13 protein-coding genes are annotated in these 16481 nt (G+C 62.6%); 3 read left to right on the forward strand and 10 right to left on the reverse strand.

The genetic code is table 11. The features are described 5' to 3' along the window. Positions 1 to 314: 314 nt before the first annotated feature. Positions 315 to 1052 (forward strand): transcriptional repressor LexA, encoded by a 738-nt coding sequence (gene lexA / locus AC1D2G_RS18010; protein ID WP_095081425.1) that lies wholly within the window; start codon positions 315 to 317, stop codon positions 1050 to 1052. Here the strand turns inward: lexA and AC1D2G_RS18015 are convergent. Continuing rightward, entirely contained in the window at positions 1046 to 3508 is a 2463-nt protein-coding gene (locus AC1D2G_RS18015; RefSeq protein WP_477415687.1) for a ComEC/Rec2 family competence protein, read from the reverse strand. The genes lexA and AC1D2G_RS18015 overlap by 7 nt on opposite strands. A gap of 102 nt (positions 3509 to 3610) precedes the next feature. Between AC1D2G_RS18015 and gltX the strand changes: the two genes are divergently transcribed. Then, positions 3611 to 5035 (forward strand): glutamate--tRNA ligase, encoded by a 1425-nt coding sequence (gene gltX / locus AC1D2G_RS18020; RefSeq protein WP_477415689.1) that lies wholly within the window; start codon positions 3611 to 3613, stop codon positions 5033 to 5035. 184 nt (positions 5036 to 5219) lie between these two features. Then, complete coding sequence (gltA, locus tag AC1D2G_RS18025; protein WP_095081430.1) at positions 5220 to 6548, forward strand: citrate synthase; 1329 nt, start codon at positions 5220 to 5222, stop codon at positions 6546 to 6548. A gap of 31 nt (positions 6549 to 6579) precedes the next feature. On the opposite strand, the gene lpxB is transcribed toward gltA, so the two are convergent. From lpxB to AC1D2G_RS18070, 9 genes are all read right to left on the reverse strand, one after another. Next, positions 6580 to 7755: a lipid-A-disaccharide synthase gene (gene lpxB, locus AC1D2G_RS18030; protein WP_457152566.1), complete on the reverse strand. Its 1176-nt coding sequence runs from the start codon at positions 7753 to 7755 to the stop codon at positions 6580 to 6582. Beyond that, on the reverse strand, positions 7748 to 8650 hold the full coding sequence (locus tag AC1D2G_RS18035) for an LpxI family protein (RefSeq protein ID WP_457152565.1): 903 nt from the start codon (positions 8648 to 8650) through the stop codon (positions 7748 to 7750). The genes lpxB and AC1D2G_RS18035 overlap by 8 nt, the downstream gene beginning before the upstream one ends. After that, a complete protein-coding gene (gene lpxA, locus AC1D2G_RS18040; RefSeq protein ID WP_477415691.1) occupies positions 8637 to 9470 on the reverse strand; it encodes an acyl-ACP--UDP-N-acetylglucosamine O-acyltransferase in 834 nt (277 codons plus the stop codon). Before lpxA ends, AC1D2G_RS18035 begins: the two co-directional genes overlap by 14 nt. 13 nt (positions 9471 to 9483) lie before the next feature. Beyond that, positions 9484 to 9951, reverse strand: a complete 468-nt coding sequence (fabZ, locus tag AC1D2G_RS18045; RefSeq protein ID WP_095081436.1) for a 3-hydroxyacyl-ACP dehydratase FabZ — start codon at positions 9949 to 9951, stop codon at positions 9484 to 9486. After that, a complete protein-coding gene (gene lpxD, locus AC1D2G_RS18050) occupies positions 9944 to 11002 on the reverse strand; it encodes a UDP-3-O-(3-hydroxymyristoyl)glucosamine N-acyltransferase (protein WP_184874162.1) in 1059 nt (352 codons plus the stop codon). The genes fabZ and lpxD overlap by 8 nt, the downstream gene beginning before the upstream one ends. A 75-nt stretch (positions 11003 to 11077) precedes the next feature. Further along, entirely contained in the window at positions 11078 to 13447 is a 2370-nt protein-coding gene (gene bamA / locus AC1D2G_RS18055; RefSeq protein ID WP_477304147.1) for an outer membrane protein assembly factor BamA, read from the reverse strand. Between the two features lie 217 nt (positions 13448 to 13664). After that, positions 13665 to 14807 carry an RIP metalloprotease RseP gene (rseP, locus tag AC1D2G_RS18060; RefSeq protein WP_477415693.1) on the reverse strand — a complete coding sequence of 381 codons (1143 nt, stop codon included), beginning with the start codon at positions 14805 to 14807 and terminating at the stop codon, positions 13665 to 13667. Positions 14808 to 14911: 104 nt separating this feature from the next. Beyond that, positions 14912 to 15727: a phosphatidate cytidylyltransferase gene (locus AC1D2G_RS18065; RefSeq protein WP_477415695.1), complete on the reverse strand. Its 816-nt coding sequence runs from the start codon at positions 15725 to 15727 to the stop codon at positions 14912 to 14914. Then, positions 15724 to 16458 (reverse strand): isoprenyl transferase, encoded by a 735-nt coding sequence (locus tag AC1D2G_RS18070; protein WP_095081447.1) that lies wholly within the window; start codon positions 16456 to 16458, stop codon positions 15724 to 15726. Before AC1D2G_RS18070 ends, AC1D2G_RS18065 begins: the two co-directional genes overlap by 4 nt. Positions 16459 to 16481: the final 23 nt, after the last annotated feature.

Here is a 16481-nt window from a genome sequence, read left to right on the forward strand (position 1 = left end):
TTGGCTCCCTTTCGTTCACGGGAGCCACGACCGGTGAAGTGAACCGAGCCCGCTTGTCGAGCTCCAGCGTTAGCCGAGGCCAAGCCCGACACAGGGTGGGCCACAGGCCATTAACCATAGCAATTTCAATCCAACCAAGCGCTCGGCGGTGGCAGGCATGCGTCGATCGCGACCCACTGCCGGGGCGCCGAATAATTTCAGCCGCCTTAACAAGTTCATTAAACTTTAAACGGTTGCGGAACACAACTGGAACAGATAGTGTTTGTTCTGGGTTTGTTTTTCCGATTCTGGTTTTGGGTATCCTGGGGGCTGCCATGCTGACGCGCAAACAACACGAACTGCTGATGTTCATTCATGAACGGCTCAAGGAAAGCGGCATTCCGCCATCCTTCGACGAGATGAAGGAAGCGCTCGACCTTGCCTCCAAATCCGGCATACACCGGCTGATCACGGCGCTGGAGGAGCGCGGCTTCATTCGCCGCCTGCCCAATCGGGCGCGCGCGTTGGAAGTGCTGCGGTTACCGGATTCGATCGCGCCAGGCCTCAACGCGGCAAAGAAGTTCTCGCCAAGCGTCATCCAGGGCAGCCTCGGTCAAGGCGGCCTTGGCCGGCAACTCAAGCCGGCGTCTTCGCGGATGCCTTCGGCCGGCAATGACGACGACGTGGTTTCCGCCGTGTCGATCCCGGTCATGGGACGCATCGCGGCCGGTGTGCCGATCGACGCCATCCAGCACCAGACGCATTCGATCTCGGTGCCGCCGGACATGATCATGGGCGGCGAACACTATGCCCTGGAGGTCAAGGGCGACTCGATGATCGAGGCCGGCATCTTCGACGGCGATACCGTCATCATCCGCAATGCCGATACAGCCAGCCCGGGTGAGATCATCGTGGCGCTGGTGGATGAAGAGGAAGCGACGCTGAAGCGGTTCCGCCGCAAGGGTGCCTCGATTGCTCTCGAAGCCGCCAACCCGGCCTATGAAACCCGCATTTTCGGACCGGACAGGGTCAAGGTGCAAGGCAAGCTCGTCGGGCTGATCAGGCGCTACTGAGCAGGGCTTGCGACCGGCTTTTCGGGTTTGCGGTAGGGTGGCAGGCCCCTCGCCTCGCGCGAAAACTTGCGCTGCGTGTGCCAGGGCCGGTTTGGGCTGTCCACCGCGAAGCTGATCGTCGCAGGCGTGGTCGCCGATTGGCGATCGAAGAAGACGGCCGCGCTACCCTTGCGAGCCAGTTGTCGCTTGGTGATGACGAGCACCAGCGGATTGTGACAGGGGTCATAGGCCGTGGCGTCATTGATGACGATCAGGTCGGCGAAGCCGCAGGCCGTCCAGGCGTCCTTTCGGTCTTCGACATGCGCGATGATCGCACCGGACGGATGCTTGGCGAGACAAACGCCCGATGTGCAATAGAAAGGCGCGCCCGACGGCAGTTCGGCGGCATCGGCTATCTCGAATTGCCCGTCTCCTTTGCTGAACACCTCCGGCATGACGATGGTTTCGGATGTCAGCGCGCGTTTCCAGTTGTCGACCGTGAATTCGTTCGGGCGTGCCCGGCTGACGGCGAGTTCGCCACCCCCGATCGGCAGCGCAACCAGCCGGGCGTCCTCCGAGATCAGCACGTCCGGTGCGCGCGTGTCCGAGACGGTCAACAGGCCGGCAAGCGCGAACGGAAGGGCTGCGAGCCGCAGCCATGTCGTGGCCATCGTTGCAATGACCAAGGCAATCGCCACCAGCAGGACGGACTGCTGCGAAATCAACCCGACCGCGTCGACCGGCGAGCGCTCGGAAATCCATCCGGACATGGCGATCATCACCGTCAGGCCTTTGCCCATCACGTAAAGAAAGGGGCCATCGGCGCCAAAGGGCATCGCCAGCGCACTGAGGACGGCGAAAGGCATCACAACCAGCGAGACGATTGGCATGATGGCCAGATTGGCGAACAGACTGAGCGGCGACACCCGCTGAAAATGCCAGATGGCAAACAGCGCCGTGGCAGAGCCGGCAATGATGGAGGTCATGGCAAGGCCGCCCATCGCCAACAGGAATTTTCTGGTGAGAAAGCCAGGCAGAGATCGCCGTGGCGGCGGCGGTTTCGTTTTCGCCGCACGATGATCAGACCAGCCGGCATAGGCACCGACCAGCGCCGCGGTCGCCGCGAACGACATCTGGAAACTTGGGCCGACCACTTCATGCGGCGACACCAAAATGACCGCGATCGCCGAGACCGCCAGGTTGCGCATGGTCAGCGCCGCCCGATCGAACAGCACGGCAATCAGCATCACCGCCAGCATGATGAAGCTGCGCTCTGCGGCAACGACGACGCCTGAGATGACAAGATAGGCGGCGATCGAGAAAAGGGCGGCGGCCGCGGCGTATTTCTTGACGGGCCGGCGCGCGGAAAAGTCCGGAAACAGGGCAAAGGCGCTGCGCATCAGCATCATGATGGTGCCTGCGACCAGCGCCATGTGCAGCCCTGAAATGGAGATGACGTGGTAGATGCCGGTGCGCCGCATCGCTTCGTTGATCTCATCGGGAATGCCGGCGCGCACGCCGACGATCAGCGCCGCCGCGATCTCGCCTTCGGCGCCACCGACACTGCCCCTGATATGGTCGGCGATGGCTTCGCGGGCATTTTCTATCCCCGAGGCAAGGCGGGCCGATGGCGGCATGTCGTCGTCATTGCCGGCGACAAGCTTTGGATTGCCGAGGAAAAACCCGCTGCCGCCGATGCCGGCGAAATAGCTGTCGAAGGAGAAGTCGTAGCTGTCCGGCCGCACCGGGCCGGTGGGCGGCAACAGCTTGGCGTAGCCGGTGACCAGCGAGCCTGCGGTTATCTCTGCCGGGATCTTTCGTGCCGAAAGCCGAACCCGCTCCGGCGCATACCGCAATTTCGGCCTGGCTGTCGACGTCACGTCGATGGTCAGCCGGATGCGGCCGGACTCCATTCGGTCAAGCGAGACGACGCGGCCGGTCACTTGAGCCGAGATTTCCGAACCCAGCAACTGCGTTCCCGCCCGCCATGTCTCGACCTTGCCGGCGAGCAGGCCGAGCGTGCACAGCACCGCAGCCATGAAACAAAGATGGGCTTTCGGCCTGGAACGCGAGACGAACGCGCAGAGCCCCGTCAGAACGACGACCGCGACAGGCTTCGCAAAATCAGGTTCCACCGTCAGCGAAAAATAGCCGATCGCTCCGATCGCCAGACAGACCGGCACCAGCAGGAAGGCTACGCCTCGATCAAGCTCCAGGCCCGCTGCCGTGGCCACGCTGTGCCGCAGCCGAGGCAGCGATATCCGGCCGAGTTGCCGGCGCACGCGCACGATCCTGCCAACTTCGGCAACAGGAGCGGGGGCGGAGACATCCGCTTGCAACGGCGGGTTGCCGGGGTCCGGCGCGAGAGGTGATGGCAGCGGTAACGCAGCCGGCAGCGGCGTCGCAAACAGGGACCGTTCGCTGACGCCAATAGCGGCGTCCTCGCCCTGATCCGAGCCCCGGCCCCGTCCAGCCATCGGGTCTGCCCCTTGCGCCCTCGACACCCTATGCTACATGAACGCGCAACGCGCGAAAGTCCGCGCAACCACACCCCGCTTCAGATGGTTTCCGAGAGTTTCATGTCCGACAAGGTCGTCACCCGTTTTGCCCCCTCGCCCACCGGTTACCTGCACATAGGCGGCGCGCGCACGGCGCTGTTCAACTGGCTGTACGCAAAGCACACTGACGGCACGATGCTGCTGCGCATCGAGGACACCGATCGCGAGCGCTCCAACGATGCCGCGACCGCAGCCATTCTCGACGGGCTTTCCTGGCTCGGCCTCTCCTGGGATGGCGAGGCCGTCTCGCAGTTCGAGCGCGCGCCGCGTCATCGCGAGGTGGCCGAGGAGCTCGTGCGCATGGGCAAGGCCTATTACAGCTACGAGACGCCTGCTGAGCTCGAGGCGATGCGCGAGGCAGCACGCGCCAAGGGCCTGCCGCCCCGCTATGACGGCCGCTGGCGTGACCGGGACCCCTCCGAGGCGCCCGCAGGCGCCAAGGGCGCCATCCGCATCAAGGCGCCGACCGCGGGCGAGACGGTGGTGCACGACCGTGTCCAGGGCGAGGTGCGCTTCCCCAACAAGGATCTCGACGACTTCATCATCCTGCGTTCGGACGGCAACCCGACTTATATGCATGCCGTCGTCGTCGACGACCACGACATGGGCGTCACCCACATCATCCGTGGCGACGACCATTTGACCAATGCCGCCCGCCAGACGGTGATCTACGACGCCATGGGCTGGGACGTGCCGTCCATGTCGCATATCCCGCTGATCCACGGCGCCGATGGCGCCAAGCTGTCGAAGCGGCACGGCGCGCTCGGCGTCGAGGCCTATCGCGCCATGGGCTACCTGCCGGAGGCGTTGCTGAACTACCTGGCGCGCCTCGGCTGGAGCCACGGTGACGACGAGATCATGTCGATCAAGGACATGATCTCCTGGTTCGACATCGGCGATGTCAACAAGGGCGCCGCCCGCTTCGACTTCGCCAAGCTGGAGGCGCTGAACGGCGTCCATATGCGCCGCATGAGCAATGCTGAGCTGTTCGACATCTTCATCGCCACCCTGCCCTATCTCGAGGGGGGACCGGCGATGGCCGCGCGCCTCGACGACAGGAACAAGGCGCAGCTGCTGGCCGCGCTGCCCGGCCTGAAGGAGCGCGCCAAGACACTGGTCGAACTTGTCGACGGCGCCGCCTTCCTGTTTGCCACCCGGCCGCTCCCGGTCGACGACAAGGCGGCACTGCTGCTCAATGAAGACGCGCGCAAGATCCTGCGCGGCGCTCACGAAGCTTTGACAACCCTGTCAGGTGACTGGACGGCCACTGCGGCTGAAGCCGCGGTGCGCGACTATGCGCAGGCCGGCGGCCACAAGCTTGGCGCCGTGGCCCAGCCTTTGCGCGCCGCCCTGACTGGCAAAAGCACCTCGCCGGGTGTGTTCGACGTGCTTGCCGTGCTCGGCCGCGAGGAAAGCCTGGCGCGCATAGCAGATCAAATCGATTAGGAGCGAACTGGCCCAAGAAGATTGGCATTGAAAGGCGCGTTTCGCAGTGCAACATTAGGCCCTGGCCCAATCTGGCACGCACCTCCTAGAATGCGGTGGCGAATACGCGCATTGCGGTGATTTCGACGTGTCGCTCTGCGGAATTTTGCCTTTGCCGGCATGAGGAAACAAGAAGGAGTTTGCAATGACCGAAGCTGCGAAAAAACTGGATTTGGGCGGCAACACCCACGAGGCCACGGCAACGCTTGAATTCGCCGGCAAGACGCACGAGTTCAAGGTGCGAAGCGGCTCGGTCGGGCCTGATGTCATCGACATCGCCTCGCTCTACAGCACCACCGGCGCCTTCACCTACGATCCCGGCTTCACTTCGACAGCAAGCTGCGAGTCGGAGATCACCTTCATCGATGGCGACGCCGGCATCCTCTTGCACCGCGGCTATCCGATCGACCAGTTGGCCGAACACGGCGACTTCCTCGAGGTCTGCTATCTCCTGCTCTATGGCGAATTGCCGACCAAGGCGCAGAAGGACGATTTCGATTACCGCGTGACGCGCCACACCATGGTGCATGAGCAGATGTCGCGCTTCTTCACCGGCTTCCGCCGCGACGCGCACCCGATGGCGGTGATGTGTGGCGTGGTTGGCGCGCTGTCGGCCTTCTATCACGACTCCACCGACATCTCCGACCCCTACCAACGCATGGTTGCCTCCATGCGGCTGATCGCCAAGATGCCGACGATCGCGGCGATGGCCTACAAATACCATATCGGCCAGCCCTTCATTTACCCGAAGAACGAGCTGAACTTCGCCGCCAACTTCCTGCATATGTGCTTCGCCGTGCCGTGCGAGGAGTACAAGATCAATCCGGTGCTGGCGCGCGCCATGGAGCGCATCTTCATCCTGCATGCCGATCACGAGCAGAACGCCTCGACCTCGACCGTGCGTCTTGCCGGCTCATCGGGTGCCAACCCGTTCGCCTGCATCGCCGCCGGCATCGCTTGCCTGTGGGGCCCGGCCCATGGCGGCGCCAATGAAGCGGCGCTCAACATGCTGGGCGAAATCGGCCATGTCGACCACATCCCGGAATTCATCGCTCGCGCCAAGGACAAGAACGACCCGTTCCGGCTGATGGGCTTTGGCCACCGCGTCTACAAGAACTACGATCCGCGCGCCAAGATCATGCAGAAGACGGCGCATGAGGTGCTGGGCGAGCTCGGCATCAAGGACGATCCGCTGCTCGATATCGCCATGGAGCTGGAAAAGATCGCGCTGACCGATCCCTATTTCATTGAGAAGAAACTCTACCCGAATGTCGACTTCTATTCCGGCATCACGCTTAAGGCGCTGGGCTTCCCCACCACGATGTTCACCGTCTTGTTCGCGGTCGCCCGCACCGTCGGCTGGATCGCGCAGTGGAAGGAGATGATCGAGGACCCGCGCCAGAAGATCGGCCGCCCGCGCCAGCTCTATACCGGTGCGCCGGAGCGTGACTACGTGCCGATCGCCAAGCGGTGATCGAGGCTTTCCGGATTGAGAAAGGCGCCCGTCAGGGCGCTTTTTTTATGTGACGAAGCACGACGCCCGCCGCGATCTCGCCGGACGGCTTGTCGGTCGCCATGCGCCGGGTAATCTCGGCAAAACCTTGCTTCTGCCAGGCGCGCATCCCGCTGTCGGCGAACAGCGCTTCCAGTTGCCGGGTCAGATTGTTCGGCTTGACGTACTCATTATAGAATTCCGGGACCAGCGCCCGATCCGCGATCAGGTTGGGCAACAGCGCCGACCAGACGGACAACAGGTAAGGCGCCACGACGCGCGCGACGGGATCGAGTCTGTAGCAGGAGACCATCGGCACACCGGCCAGCGCCAGCTCCAGCGATACCGTCCCCGACGCGATCAGCGCCGCATCGGCCTTGCCGAAGGCCTGCCATTTGCGTTGGGTATCAAGGATAATCTCGGGTTTCTCATCCCACCGTGTGACCGAGGCCCTGACGAGGTCGGCGACATGCGGGACGGTCGGCAGCAGCAGCCGCAGGCGATGCCCGCGCGCATGCAGCATCGACACCGTCTCGCCGAACGGCTCAAGCAGCCGTCGCACCTCGCCGCGCCTCGAACCAGGCAGGACGAGCAGTGTCTTGACGCGATCCGGAGACGCAAGATCGCGCGGCAGATCCTGCGCCTTGGCAGCACCGAGCACGCCTGCATCATGGGTGAGGCGATGCCCGACATAGGTTCCGGGCGGGCCGCCCAGTCGTTCGAGTTCCTTCACCTCGAACGGCAGGATGCAGAGTACATGGTCGACATAGGGCTTCATGGCCACCGCCCTGCCCGGCCGCCATGCCCACACGCTTGGGCAGACATAGTGGATGATCGGGATCGACGGATTGGCCCCACGCACCTTCCTGGCGACGCGCAACGAGAAGTCAGGACTGTCGATAGTGACGAGGCAATCGGGCTTCTCGTCCGCAACGGTTTTGGCCAGCTGGTTGATCCGCCGCATCAGGCGTGGCAGGTCGCGTAGGATGGCGCTGAAACCCATCAGGGCGATCTCGCCGGCATCGAATGGCGACGTCAGTCCCAGCGCCTGCAAATGGCGGCCGCCGAGGCCGACGAGCTCCACCTCGCGCCTGGTAGCCTGCTTGAGCGAACGCACGATGTCGGCGCCAAGCAGATCGCCCGACTCTTCGCCGGCAACAATCGCAATCTTCAATGCCCTGTCAGGCATGATGCGGCTCCGTAGCGGCAGGCAGACCGATGACGAACAGGCCGAGGGCGTTGGCGCGCGCGACGGTTTCAGGGCCTTCGAGAACCAGCGAACGTCCCGCCTCGACGGCAATGCCGGCAAGCCCGGCCGCATGTACCGCCTCGATCGTCTGCGGACCGATGGAAGGAAGATCCGCACGCAGTTCCTGGCCAGGCTTGGCGCATTTGACCAGCACGCCGCGGGTCTTGCCCGCGATACGGCCGTGGCCACGCAACAGCTTCGCGCGATCAAGCAGTCCGGCTGTTCCCTCGATGCCTTCGAGCGCAATGGTGCGGCCACCGACTGCGATCGCCGCCTGGCCAATATCCAGCGCCCCAATCGCCTTTGCCGCTGCAAGGCCTGCCTCGATGTCGAGCCAGTCCGATTTGCGTGGCGAGGCCTTGGTCAGGACACCCTCGGCGGCGACGAGGTCTGGCACGATCTCGTGGGCGCCGACGATCTTTATGCCTCGTGCTTCGAGACCTCGTGCCACCACCTTCAGCAAGCCATCGTCGCCACGCGCCAGCGCCATGACCACCAGGGGAATCACCGCGAGCAGGCTGAGACTGGGCCGCAGCGCAAGCAATCGTGGCCTGCGCTTGATCTCGCCCGCAAGCACCAGGTGGGTAATCCGGTGCCGCCTCAACAAGGGTATCAGCGAGCCGATACCTTCCAGAGCGAGGCTTTCATGCTCATACCGGGAGAGCTCCGCCATGCGGTCCACCTCGCCTTCCATCAGGATGACAAAGGGAGGATGGCCTCGTTGCGCCGCACCGGCCGCGACTTCGACCGGCAGGCTGCCGCCGCCGGCGATGATGCCGACCCTGGCGCCCGATGGGAGATCAAGACCGGCTGCCGCGGTCTCAGCCTTCGTCATCGACATCGTCGCCATCGCCGCCCTTGAGCGACGGCACCGCATAATGCCGCTTGCCGCGACTGGTGATGAAATCGACGATCTTCATGGCGGTCGGCGACGACGCGAATTCGGCCTTGGCGAATTCGATGTTCTCGCCAACGGTGCGAGAGCGATCGAAGATCATCTTGTAAGCCTTGCGCAGCACATGGATTTCGGACCTCGGCAGGCCAGAACGCTTCAGGCCAATGATGTTGAGGCCGCGCAGACTGGCGCGATTGCCAACCGCGATGGCATAGGGAATGACATCGCCCACGATCGCTGAGCAGCCGCCCAGAAAGGCATTGTCGCCGACACGGACAAACTGATGAACCGCCGTCAGTCCGCCAATATAGACGTTGTTGCCGACCTCGCAGTGGCCGCCCAGCGTCGCTCCGTTGGCGAACGTCGCATTGTCGCCGACGACGCAATCATGGGCGATGTGGGCGTAGGCAAGGAAATTGCCATTGTCGCCGATCGTCGTCTCCCCGCGGCTGGAATCGGTGCCGAGATGCATGGTCACGCCTTCGCGGATCGTGCAGTTCGTGCCGATGACCAAAGTGGTGCGGCCGCCCTTGTGCTTGGTGTTCTGCGGCGGCCCGCCCAGTATCGCCATCGGGTAGACCTTGGTCGAGGCACCGATGGTGGTCGCGCCCATCACCGAGACATGGCTGACCAGTTCGACGCCGTCGCCGATCACCGCATCGGCGCCGACATGACAAAACGGCCCAATGCGCACGCCTTGACCGATTTGGGCGCCCTCCTCCACGACAGCGGAAGCATGAATGGATGTCTTGATATTCATAAGCATTCGATCGTCAGTCGCTGGTGACCATCATGGCTGAAATCTCGGCCTCGGCCGCCTTGGCGCCGTCGACCATGGCTTCACAAGCGAATTTCAGCAGGTTGCCGCGTTTCTTGATTTTCTTGACATGGATCCTCAACTGGTCGCCGGGAACGACCGGTTTGCGGAATTTGGCATTGTCGATGGTCAGGAAATAGACCAATGACGGCTTTTCAGTGCGCAGGCTGCGGATGCAGATGGCGCCGGCCGTCTGCGCCATCGCCTCGACGATGAGCACTCCCGGCATCACCGGCTGCTCGGGGAAATGGCCCTGAAAATGCGGCTCGTTTATGGTCACGTTCTTGATGCCGACGGCGGACTCGTCGCCATCGATGTCGACGATGCGATCGATCATCAGGAACGGATAGCGGTGCGGCAGGAGCTTCATGAGCCCCATAATGTCGACCGCTTCCAGCGTCGTCGAAGCGATCATGTCAGCCATTGCCTCCCTCGCCCTGTTTGCGGGTCCTGGCGAGCTTGCGCAGCATGGCTATCTCCCGCATGGCTTCCGCCATCGGCTGTGCCGGATAACCACCCCAGATCTCGCCTGCAGGGACATTGCTCATAAACCCACTTCTGGCGGCGAGCTTGGCCCCAGACCCGATGGTCAGGTGATCCGCAAGCCCGACGCCGCCGCCCATGGTGACATTGTCACCCACGATCACGGAACCCGAGATACCCGAAAGCCCGGCTATTATGCAATTGCGGCCGATACGGACGTTATGGGCGATCTGTACGAGATTGTCGATCTTGGTGCCCTGGCCGATGATCGTATCGGACATGGCGCCCCGATCGACGGTGGTGTTGGAGCCGATCTCGACATCGTCCTGGATAACGACACGGCCGACCTGCGGCACGCGTTCGGGTCCCTTGGCGCCGCCGACGAAGCCAAAACCATCTTGGCCGATCCTGGCGCCGCCATGGATGATGACGCGGTTGCCGATCAAGGCATACTGGATGCTGGCGCCTGGACCGACATAGCCGTCGCGGCCGATCTGGCAGGATTGTCCGATGACCGCGTTGGGCGCGATGACGGTACCGCCGCCGATCGAAGCACCCGGCCCGATGACGGCACCTGCCTCGATGACAGCTCCTGCCTCGACATGCGCGGTCGGATCGATATGAGCATGCGGCGAGACACCGGTTTCACTGGTCATTGGTCCCGGTGTCGCGGCCGTCGGGAAGAGCAGACGGCCGACCAGCGCGAAGGCCTGTTGCGGACGCGGATGAACGAGAACCGCAATGCCCGCCGGCGCCTTGCTGGCGAATTCCGCCGGACACAGGACCGCGGCCGCTCGCAGCGACAGCATCAGCGCGGAATTGCGTTTGCCATCGACGAAAACGAGCGCATTCTCGCCGCCCTCATTGGCCGGCGCGAGCGCCTCGATCGAGATATGGGATTGGCCGGAATCGACAAGCACCGAGCCGGTCAGATTCGCGACTTCGCCCGCCGTATACCGGCGTGATGGCGCGAAGAACACCGGATCGGTCATTCCAGAAGCTATATCCAGCTAGGTCGGAACATCTCTCCCGGACCTGAAAAATCCGGGAGCATCGTTGGCCGTCGATCAGAAGCGGGTCGATATGCCGAAATTGAACTCCTGCACGTTGTCGGTCGCTTCCTTCTTGACCGGGATCGCATAGTCGATACGGATCGGACCGAACGGCGATGCCCACATCAAGCCGAGGCCGACCGAGGCGCGCAGCTTCAGATCAGTCGACGTCTGGGTGACAGCCGCATTCTCGATCTTGGTGCCATAGAGCGTTGCTGCGTCCGCGAACACCGCGCCGCGCAGCCCAAAGCTCTCCGGAATGACTGGCAGCGGGAACTGGGCTTCGGCCGAGGCATTGAAATAAGTCGTGCCGCCGAGATGGTCACCCGTAACACTGTCCACAGGGCCAATGCCGCCATATTCGAAACCACGGATCATGCGGTCGGTGCTCTGGAACTGATCGAAGATACGCAAACCGCCGTCGCCGCCGTAACCCTCGACATGACCTGCGCCAGCCGAGAGGAGGCCAACCAGATCGAACTGCTCTGAAAGCGTCTGATAGATGCTGCCGCGCCCAGTCAGCTTCACATACTTGGCATCGCCACCGAGGCCGGCAAATTCGGCCGTCGTTGTGGCATAGATGCCTTCGTGCGGGTTCTTCATGTCGTCGATGGTGTTGTAGACCAGCCCCAGGCTGACTGACGACTTGATCCAGGGGCTTTCCTCGATACCTTGAACGATCGCCTGCGAAACATCGCAGTCGCCCAGCACGCCGTCTCCATTGTCATCGCAACCAGAGTCGTACTCGTACTTTTCCCGTGCGATGTTGTACGCCAACTGCGTCGAGATACTGTTGGTGATCGGCAGACCGAAGCGTACCGTCGCACCCGTGGTCTCGCTATCGTAGTGATCGTAGTTCCGGGTCTGTTGGTAGATATCAAAGCCGGCGGCGATGCGCCGTCCGAGGAAATAGGGTTCGGTGAAGGACAGGCTGTAGTCGCGCGAATTCTTGCCGCCGCCTGCTGACAGCTTGATGAACTGGCCGCGGCCGAGGAAGTTGCGCTCGGTGATCGATCCTTCGATGGACGGACCCGCCGTGTCTCCACCGGTCGAGTAGCCGGCGCCGACCGAGAATTCGCCGGTCGATTTTTCGACAACGTCGACCACCAGCACGACTTGGTCAGGCTGCGAACCTGGAACAGTCGAGATATCGACTTTTTCAAAGTAATTCAGGTTTTCCAGGCGCTTCTTCGCGCGCTGGATGAGAACTTGATTGAAGGCGTCACCTTCGCTGACGTCGAACTCGCGGCGAATGACATAATCACGCGTGCGGTCGTTGCCGCGGATCTCGATGCGTTCGATATAGGCTTTGGTGCCCTGGTCGATGGTGTAGACCACCGAAATGGTGTGGTTCTCGAAATTGCGGTCGCCGCGCGGCGTCACCTGCGCGAAGGCATAGCCGGAACCGGCCACCTTCTCGGTCAGCGCGATGATGGTGTCCTCGACGTCCTTGGCATTGTAGACGTCGCCCTTGCGGGTCTCGACCACCGATTCCAGCGACTTCGAGTCGACTTCCGGGATCGTGCTTTCGACGCTGACATCGCCGAACGTGTAGCGGTCGCCTTCCTGGACGGTGATGGTGACCGTGTACTTGTTCGTCGCACTGTCGAGTTCGCCGACGGCGGACACGACCTGGAAATCGGCATAGCCGTGATTGTAATAGAAGCGGCGCAGCAGCTCCTGGTCGGCGCGCAGCTTGTCGTCGTCATAGACGTCGTCGCGCAGAATGAAGGAAACCCAGGACGAACGCTTGGTATTGATCACATCCGACAGGCGGCGGCTGGAATAGGCGCTGTTGCCGACGAAATTGATCGCCGCGATCTGAGTGCGGTCGCCTTCACTGATGTTGAAGACGACGTTCACGCGGTTGTCGCCAAGCTGCATGACCTGCGTGGTCACAGTCACATCGTCACGACCGATGCGCCTGTAGGCAGCTTTGACCGCTTCGACGTCGGAGTCGAGCGTCGCCTGCGAAAATGTTCCGCGCGGCTTCAACTGCACCGCCATCTCAAGCGCGTTGTCCTTGAGTTTCTTGTTGTTCTGGAACAGCACCTGGTTCACGACCTGGTATTCGGCAACCTTGACCACCAGCGTCGAGCCGACCTGATTGATCTGCACATCCGAGAACAGGCCGGTGCCGAACAGCGCCTTGACCGCGCTGTCGATATCGGAGCTGGAGAAGGCTTTGCCCGGCTTGATGGTGATGTAATTGCGGATGGTTTCAGCGTCGATACGCTGGTTGCCGCTCACTTCTACTCTGCTGACGACAGCGGCTTCGGCCGCCGATGTGGCAACGAACTGCACTGCGAGCGCGCCTGGCACCACAAGGGCCGCAGACAGGGTCACCGCGGACGCGGCGCTCAGAAACTTGGATGCTGCCTTCATCGGGCTTAATAACCTTTTCTCGTAGTCCCCACGGCGAGAAAACCGGACGTGCGGTAATTTCTCCTACCGTATTAACCGGATTTTCCCTACACGCAAGGCTTCTGGTTAATTTGAATTTACTTAACCTTGCGGCGTGGCTTTCGCGTCACTCATATTCCCGGGCATGGTAAACGGCGTCTCAACAACGTCCATGCCAAAGCCAAATTTCTTCATGATTTCAGCATCCAAACAGATCGTTCCAGAAAACGAAACCCATGAAGCACAGCACCAGAAGCAACCCGGCCCGATAGGCCATTTCCATCATCCGATCCGACACCGGACGGCGAATGACGGCCTCCACCCCGTAGAACAAGAGATGGCCGCCGTCGAGGGGGGGAATCGGCAAAAGGTTCAGAAACCCGATGCCGACAGACAGCAGTGCAATCAGTTGCACGAGCCATTCGAAACCAAGTTTCGCTGCCTTGCCGGCCATGTCGGCGATCTTCACCGGACCGCCCAGCTGACATTTATCCTCACGCCCGACAACGAAACGCTGCAGGAACTGACCAGTGCGCTGAATGACATGCCCAGTCTCCTCGACTGCCGCTGCAACCGCCCCGACGGGCGTGTAGGTGACGAGGCGGGGCTGGCCGAGTTCCTTGTTGTTGACGACGCCGATCACGGCAACCTTGACCTTGTTGCCGAGCGCGTCTTCCTGTTCCATCAGCCGCGGCGCCGCGGTCACCGTGACCTCCTTGCCGTCGCGCAGCATGACGAAGGTAATGGCGTCGCCGGCACGGCCGGAAACCAGGCGCTGGACGTCACCAAAGGTTTCGACCTTGCTGCCGTCGACGCTGACGAATCGGTCACCGGGCAGGATGCCGGCTTTCGCCGCCGGGCTGTCAGCCGTCACCTCGGCGACCATCGGCTCGGCGACATAGCGGCCATAGGCGGAAAACAACACGGTAAAGACGACGACCGTCAGCAGGAAATTGAACATCGGCCCGGCGACCACCGTCGCCGCGCGCTTCCAGATCGGCTGCGTGTGAAAAGCGACCTTGCGCTCCTCCTCGGTCAGCGTCTCGATCTCTTCCGAAGTCGGCTGACTCGATGTGGCGTTCATGTCGCCGACGAATTTGACATAGCCGCCAAGCGGTATCGCGCACAGTTTCCAGCGCGTGCCGTGGCTGTCGCTGAAGCCGAAAAGCTCCGGGCCGAAGCCGATCGAGAAGGCCTTGACCCCGATGCCACACCAGCGCCCGATGAGGTAGTGGCCCATTTCATGGACGAACACGACCACGGTCAGCACAAAGAGGAACGGCACGAGCGTGCCAAGGACGAAGCCTTGTGTGCTGAAAAGCGCGTGAAGAATCTCGTTCAAGATAAACCCTCAAATTCTTCCGCGGCGCGGATAGCGCCGTGACTGTGGCATCAATCCAGGCGAATCCAAGGCGCGGCGCGCATCGGGCCCTGAAATGACGCCTCTCAAACCGGAAACAGCCCCTGCGCCGGATGATCGGCGGTCGCCGAAATCCAGCCGATGACGTATAGGGCGAAAGCCGCCGCGACAAGCCCGTCGACACGGTCCATGACGCCACCGTGGCCGGGGATGAGCGCACCCGAATCCTTGCGACCGTGGCGGCGCTTGATCCAGGATTCAAACAGGTCGCCAGCCTGGGCGACAATCGACAGCACGAGCGCCACAAGGCCGAGCAACGCCAGATTGCCGACGCCGGCAACCGCGGCCAGGATGAGCCCGGCCACAACACCGCCGACAGCGCCGCCGAGCGCGCCGCTGCGTGTCTTACCGGGAGAGATCGACGGCGCCAGTTTTGGGCCACCGACCGCACGGCCAACGAAGTAGGCAAAGATATCGGTGGCCCAGACGACCGCGAACAGGAACAGGATGGCGACGAGGCCTGAACGATCACCATCGCGCAACAGGGCAAGCGACAGGCCGGAAACACTGGCATAGGCAAGACCGGCCGCGTCCCATTGTCCGGTCTTGCGAACCGAGGCGGCAATCGCCACTGCGGCAACCGCCACCACGACAAGCGGCAGCAGCCACGATGCGGCAAGGCCGGCAATCAAGGCCCCAATGAAAACAACCAGCAGCGCTTCCGGCAGGAAACCCAGGCCCGTGGCCTCGGCCGGGCGCGACATGCGTGTCCATTCATAGAAGATCACCGCCGCCATCACGGCACACAGCAACCGGAACGGCAGCCCCCCAAACCAGGTCAAGCTGAGGGTAATGATGGCAAGCACGACTGCCGAAATGACGCGAAGCTGGAGATTGCTCATCCTGCGGCCGGTCGCGAGGCAACGTCCTGCGAGCCAAGTCCGCCGAATCGGCGTTCGCGGCTGGCAAATTCGCGCAGGGCCTCGGCAAGATGCTCGCGGCTGAAGTCGGGCCAGTAGCAAGGCAGGAAGACGAGCTCGCTATAGGCAGCCTGCCACAGGAGGAAGTTCGACAGCCGCAGCTCACCACTGGTGCGGATGACCAGTTCCGGGTCGGGGATGCCTTGCGTGTCGAGTGCGCCGGCAAAGCTTTCGGCGGATATCGCCTCGCTGTCGAGTTCGCCACGGGCCACGGCTGCGGCAAGCTTGCGCGCCGTCCGCACGATCTCGTCGCGTCCACCATAGTTGAAGGCGATCACCAGGGTCAGCGCTTCATTTGCGGCGGTCAGCGATTCGGCCTCGTCGAGCAGCCCCCTGATGTCGGATTGCAGCCCTGCCCTGTCACCGATGATTCTGACCCGCACACCGCTCTGGTGCAAATCGGCGAGATCACGGCGGATGAACAGTTTCAGCAGGCCCATCAGGTCGCTGACCTCGGACTTCGGCCGCGACCAGTTCTCCGACGAGAAGGCATAGACAGTCAGGAAGGAGATGCCGAGCCCGGGTGCGGCGCGCACCGTCTTGCGCAGCGCTTCGACACCGGCCCGATGGCCAGCAAGACGAGGCATGCCGCGCGCTTTGGCCCAGCGTCCGTTTCCGTCCATGATGATCGCGACATGCGCGGGCGTTGCCATGTTCTCGCTTTCGGGTCAGCCGA

The organism is Mesorhizobium sp. P2_C7 (genome assembly GCF_056404515.1).

Excerpts from the sequence above, each read along its gene's own strand:
- lexA (WP_095081425.1), top strand. The coding sequence starts at position 315 with ATGCTGACGCGCAAACAACACGAACTGCTGATGTTCATTCATGAACGG.
- AC1D2G_RS18015 (WP_477415687.1), bottom strand. The coding sequence starts at position 3,508 with ATGGCTGGACGGGGCCGGGGCTCGGATCAGGGCGAGGACGCCGCTATT.
- gltX (WP_477415689.1), top strand. The coding sequence starts at position 3,611 with ATGTCCGACAAGGTCGTCACCCGTTTTGCCCCCTCGCCCACCGGTTAC.
- gltA (WP_095081430.1), top strand. The coding sequence starts at position 5,220 with ATGACCGAAGCTGCGAAAAAACTGGATTTGGGCGGCAACACCCACGAG.
- lpxB (WP_457152566.1), bottom strand. The coding sequence starts at position 7,755 with ATGCCTGACAGGGCATTGAAGATTGCGATTGTTGCCGGCGAAGAGTCG.
- AC1D2G_RS18035 (WP_457152565.1), bottom strand. The coding sequence starts at position 8,650 with ATGACGAAGGCTGAGACCGCGGCAGCCGGTCTTGATCTCCCATCGGGC.
- lpxA (WP_477415691.1), bottom strand. The coding sequence starts at position 9,470 with ATGAATATCAAGACATCCATTCATGCTTCCGCTGTCGTGGAGGAGGGC.
- fabZ (WP_095081436.1), bottom strand. The coding sequence starts at position 9,951 with ATGGCTGACATGATCGCTTCGACGACGCTGGAAGCGGTCGACATTATG.
- lpxD (WP_184874162.1), bottom strand. The coding sequence starts at position 11,002 with ATGACCGATCCGGTGTTCTTCGCGCCATCACGCCGGTATACGGCGGGC.
- bamA (WP_477304147.1), bottom strand. The coding sequence starts at position 13,447 with ATGAAGGCAGCATCCAAGTTTCTGAGCGCCGCGTCCGCGGTGACCCTG.
- AC1D2G_RS18065 (WP_477415695.1), bottom strand. The coding sequence starts at position 15,727 with ATGAGCAATCTCCAGCTTCGCGTCATTTCGGCAGTCGTGCTTGCCATC.
- AC1D2G_RS18070 (WP_095081447.1), bottom strand. The coding sequence starts at position 16,458 with ATGGCAACGCCCGCGCATGTCGCGATCATCATGGACGGAAACGGACGC.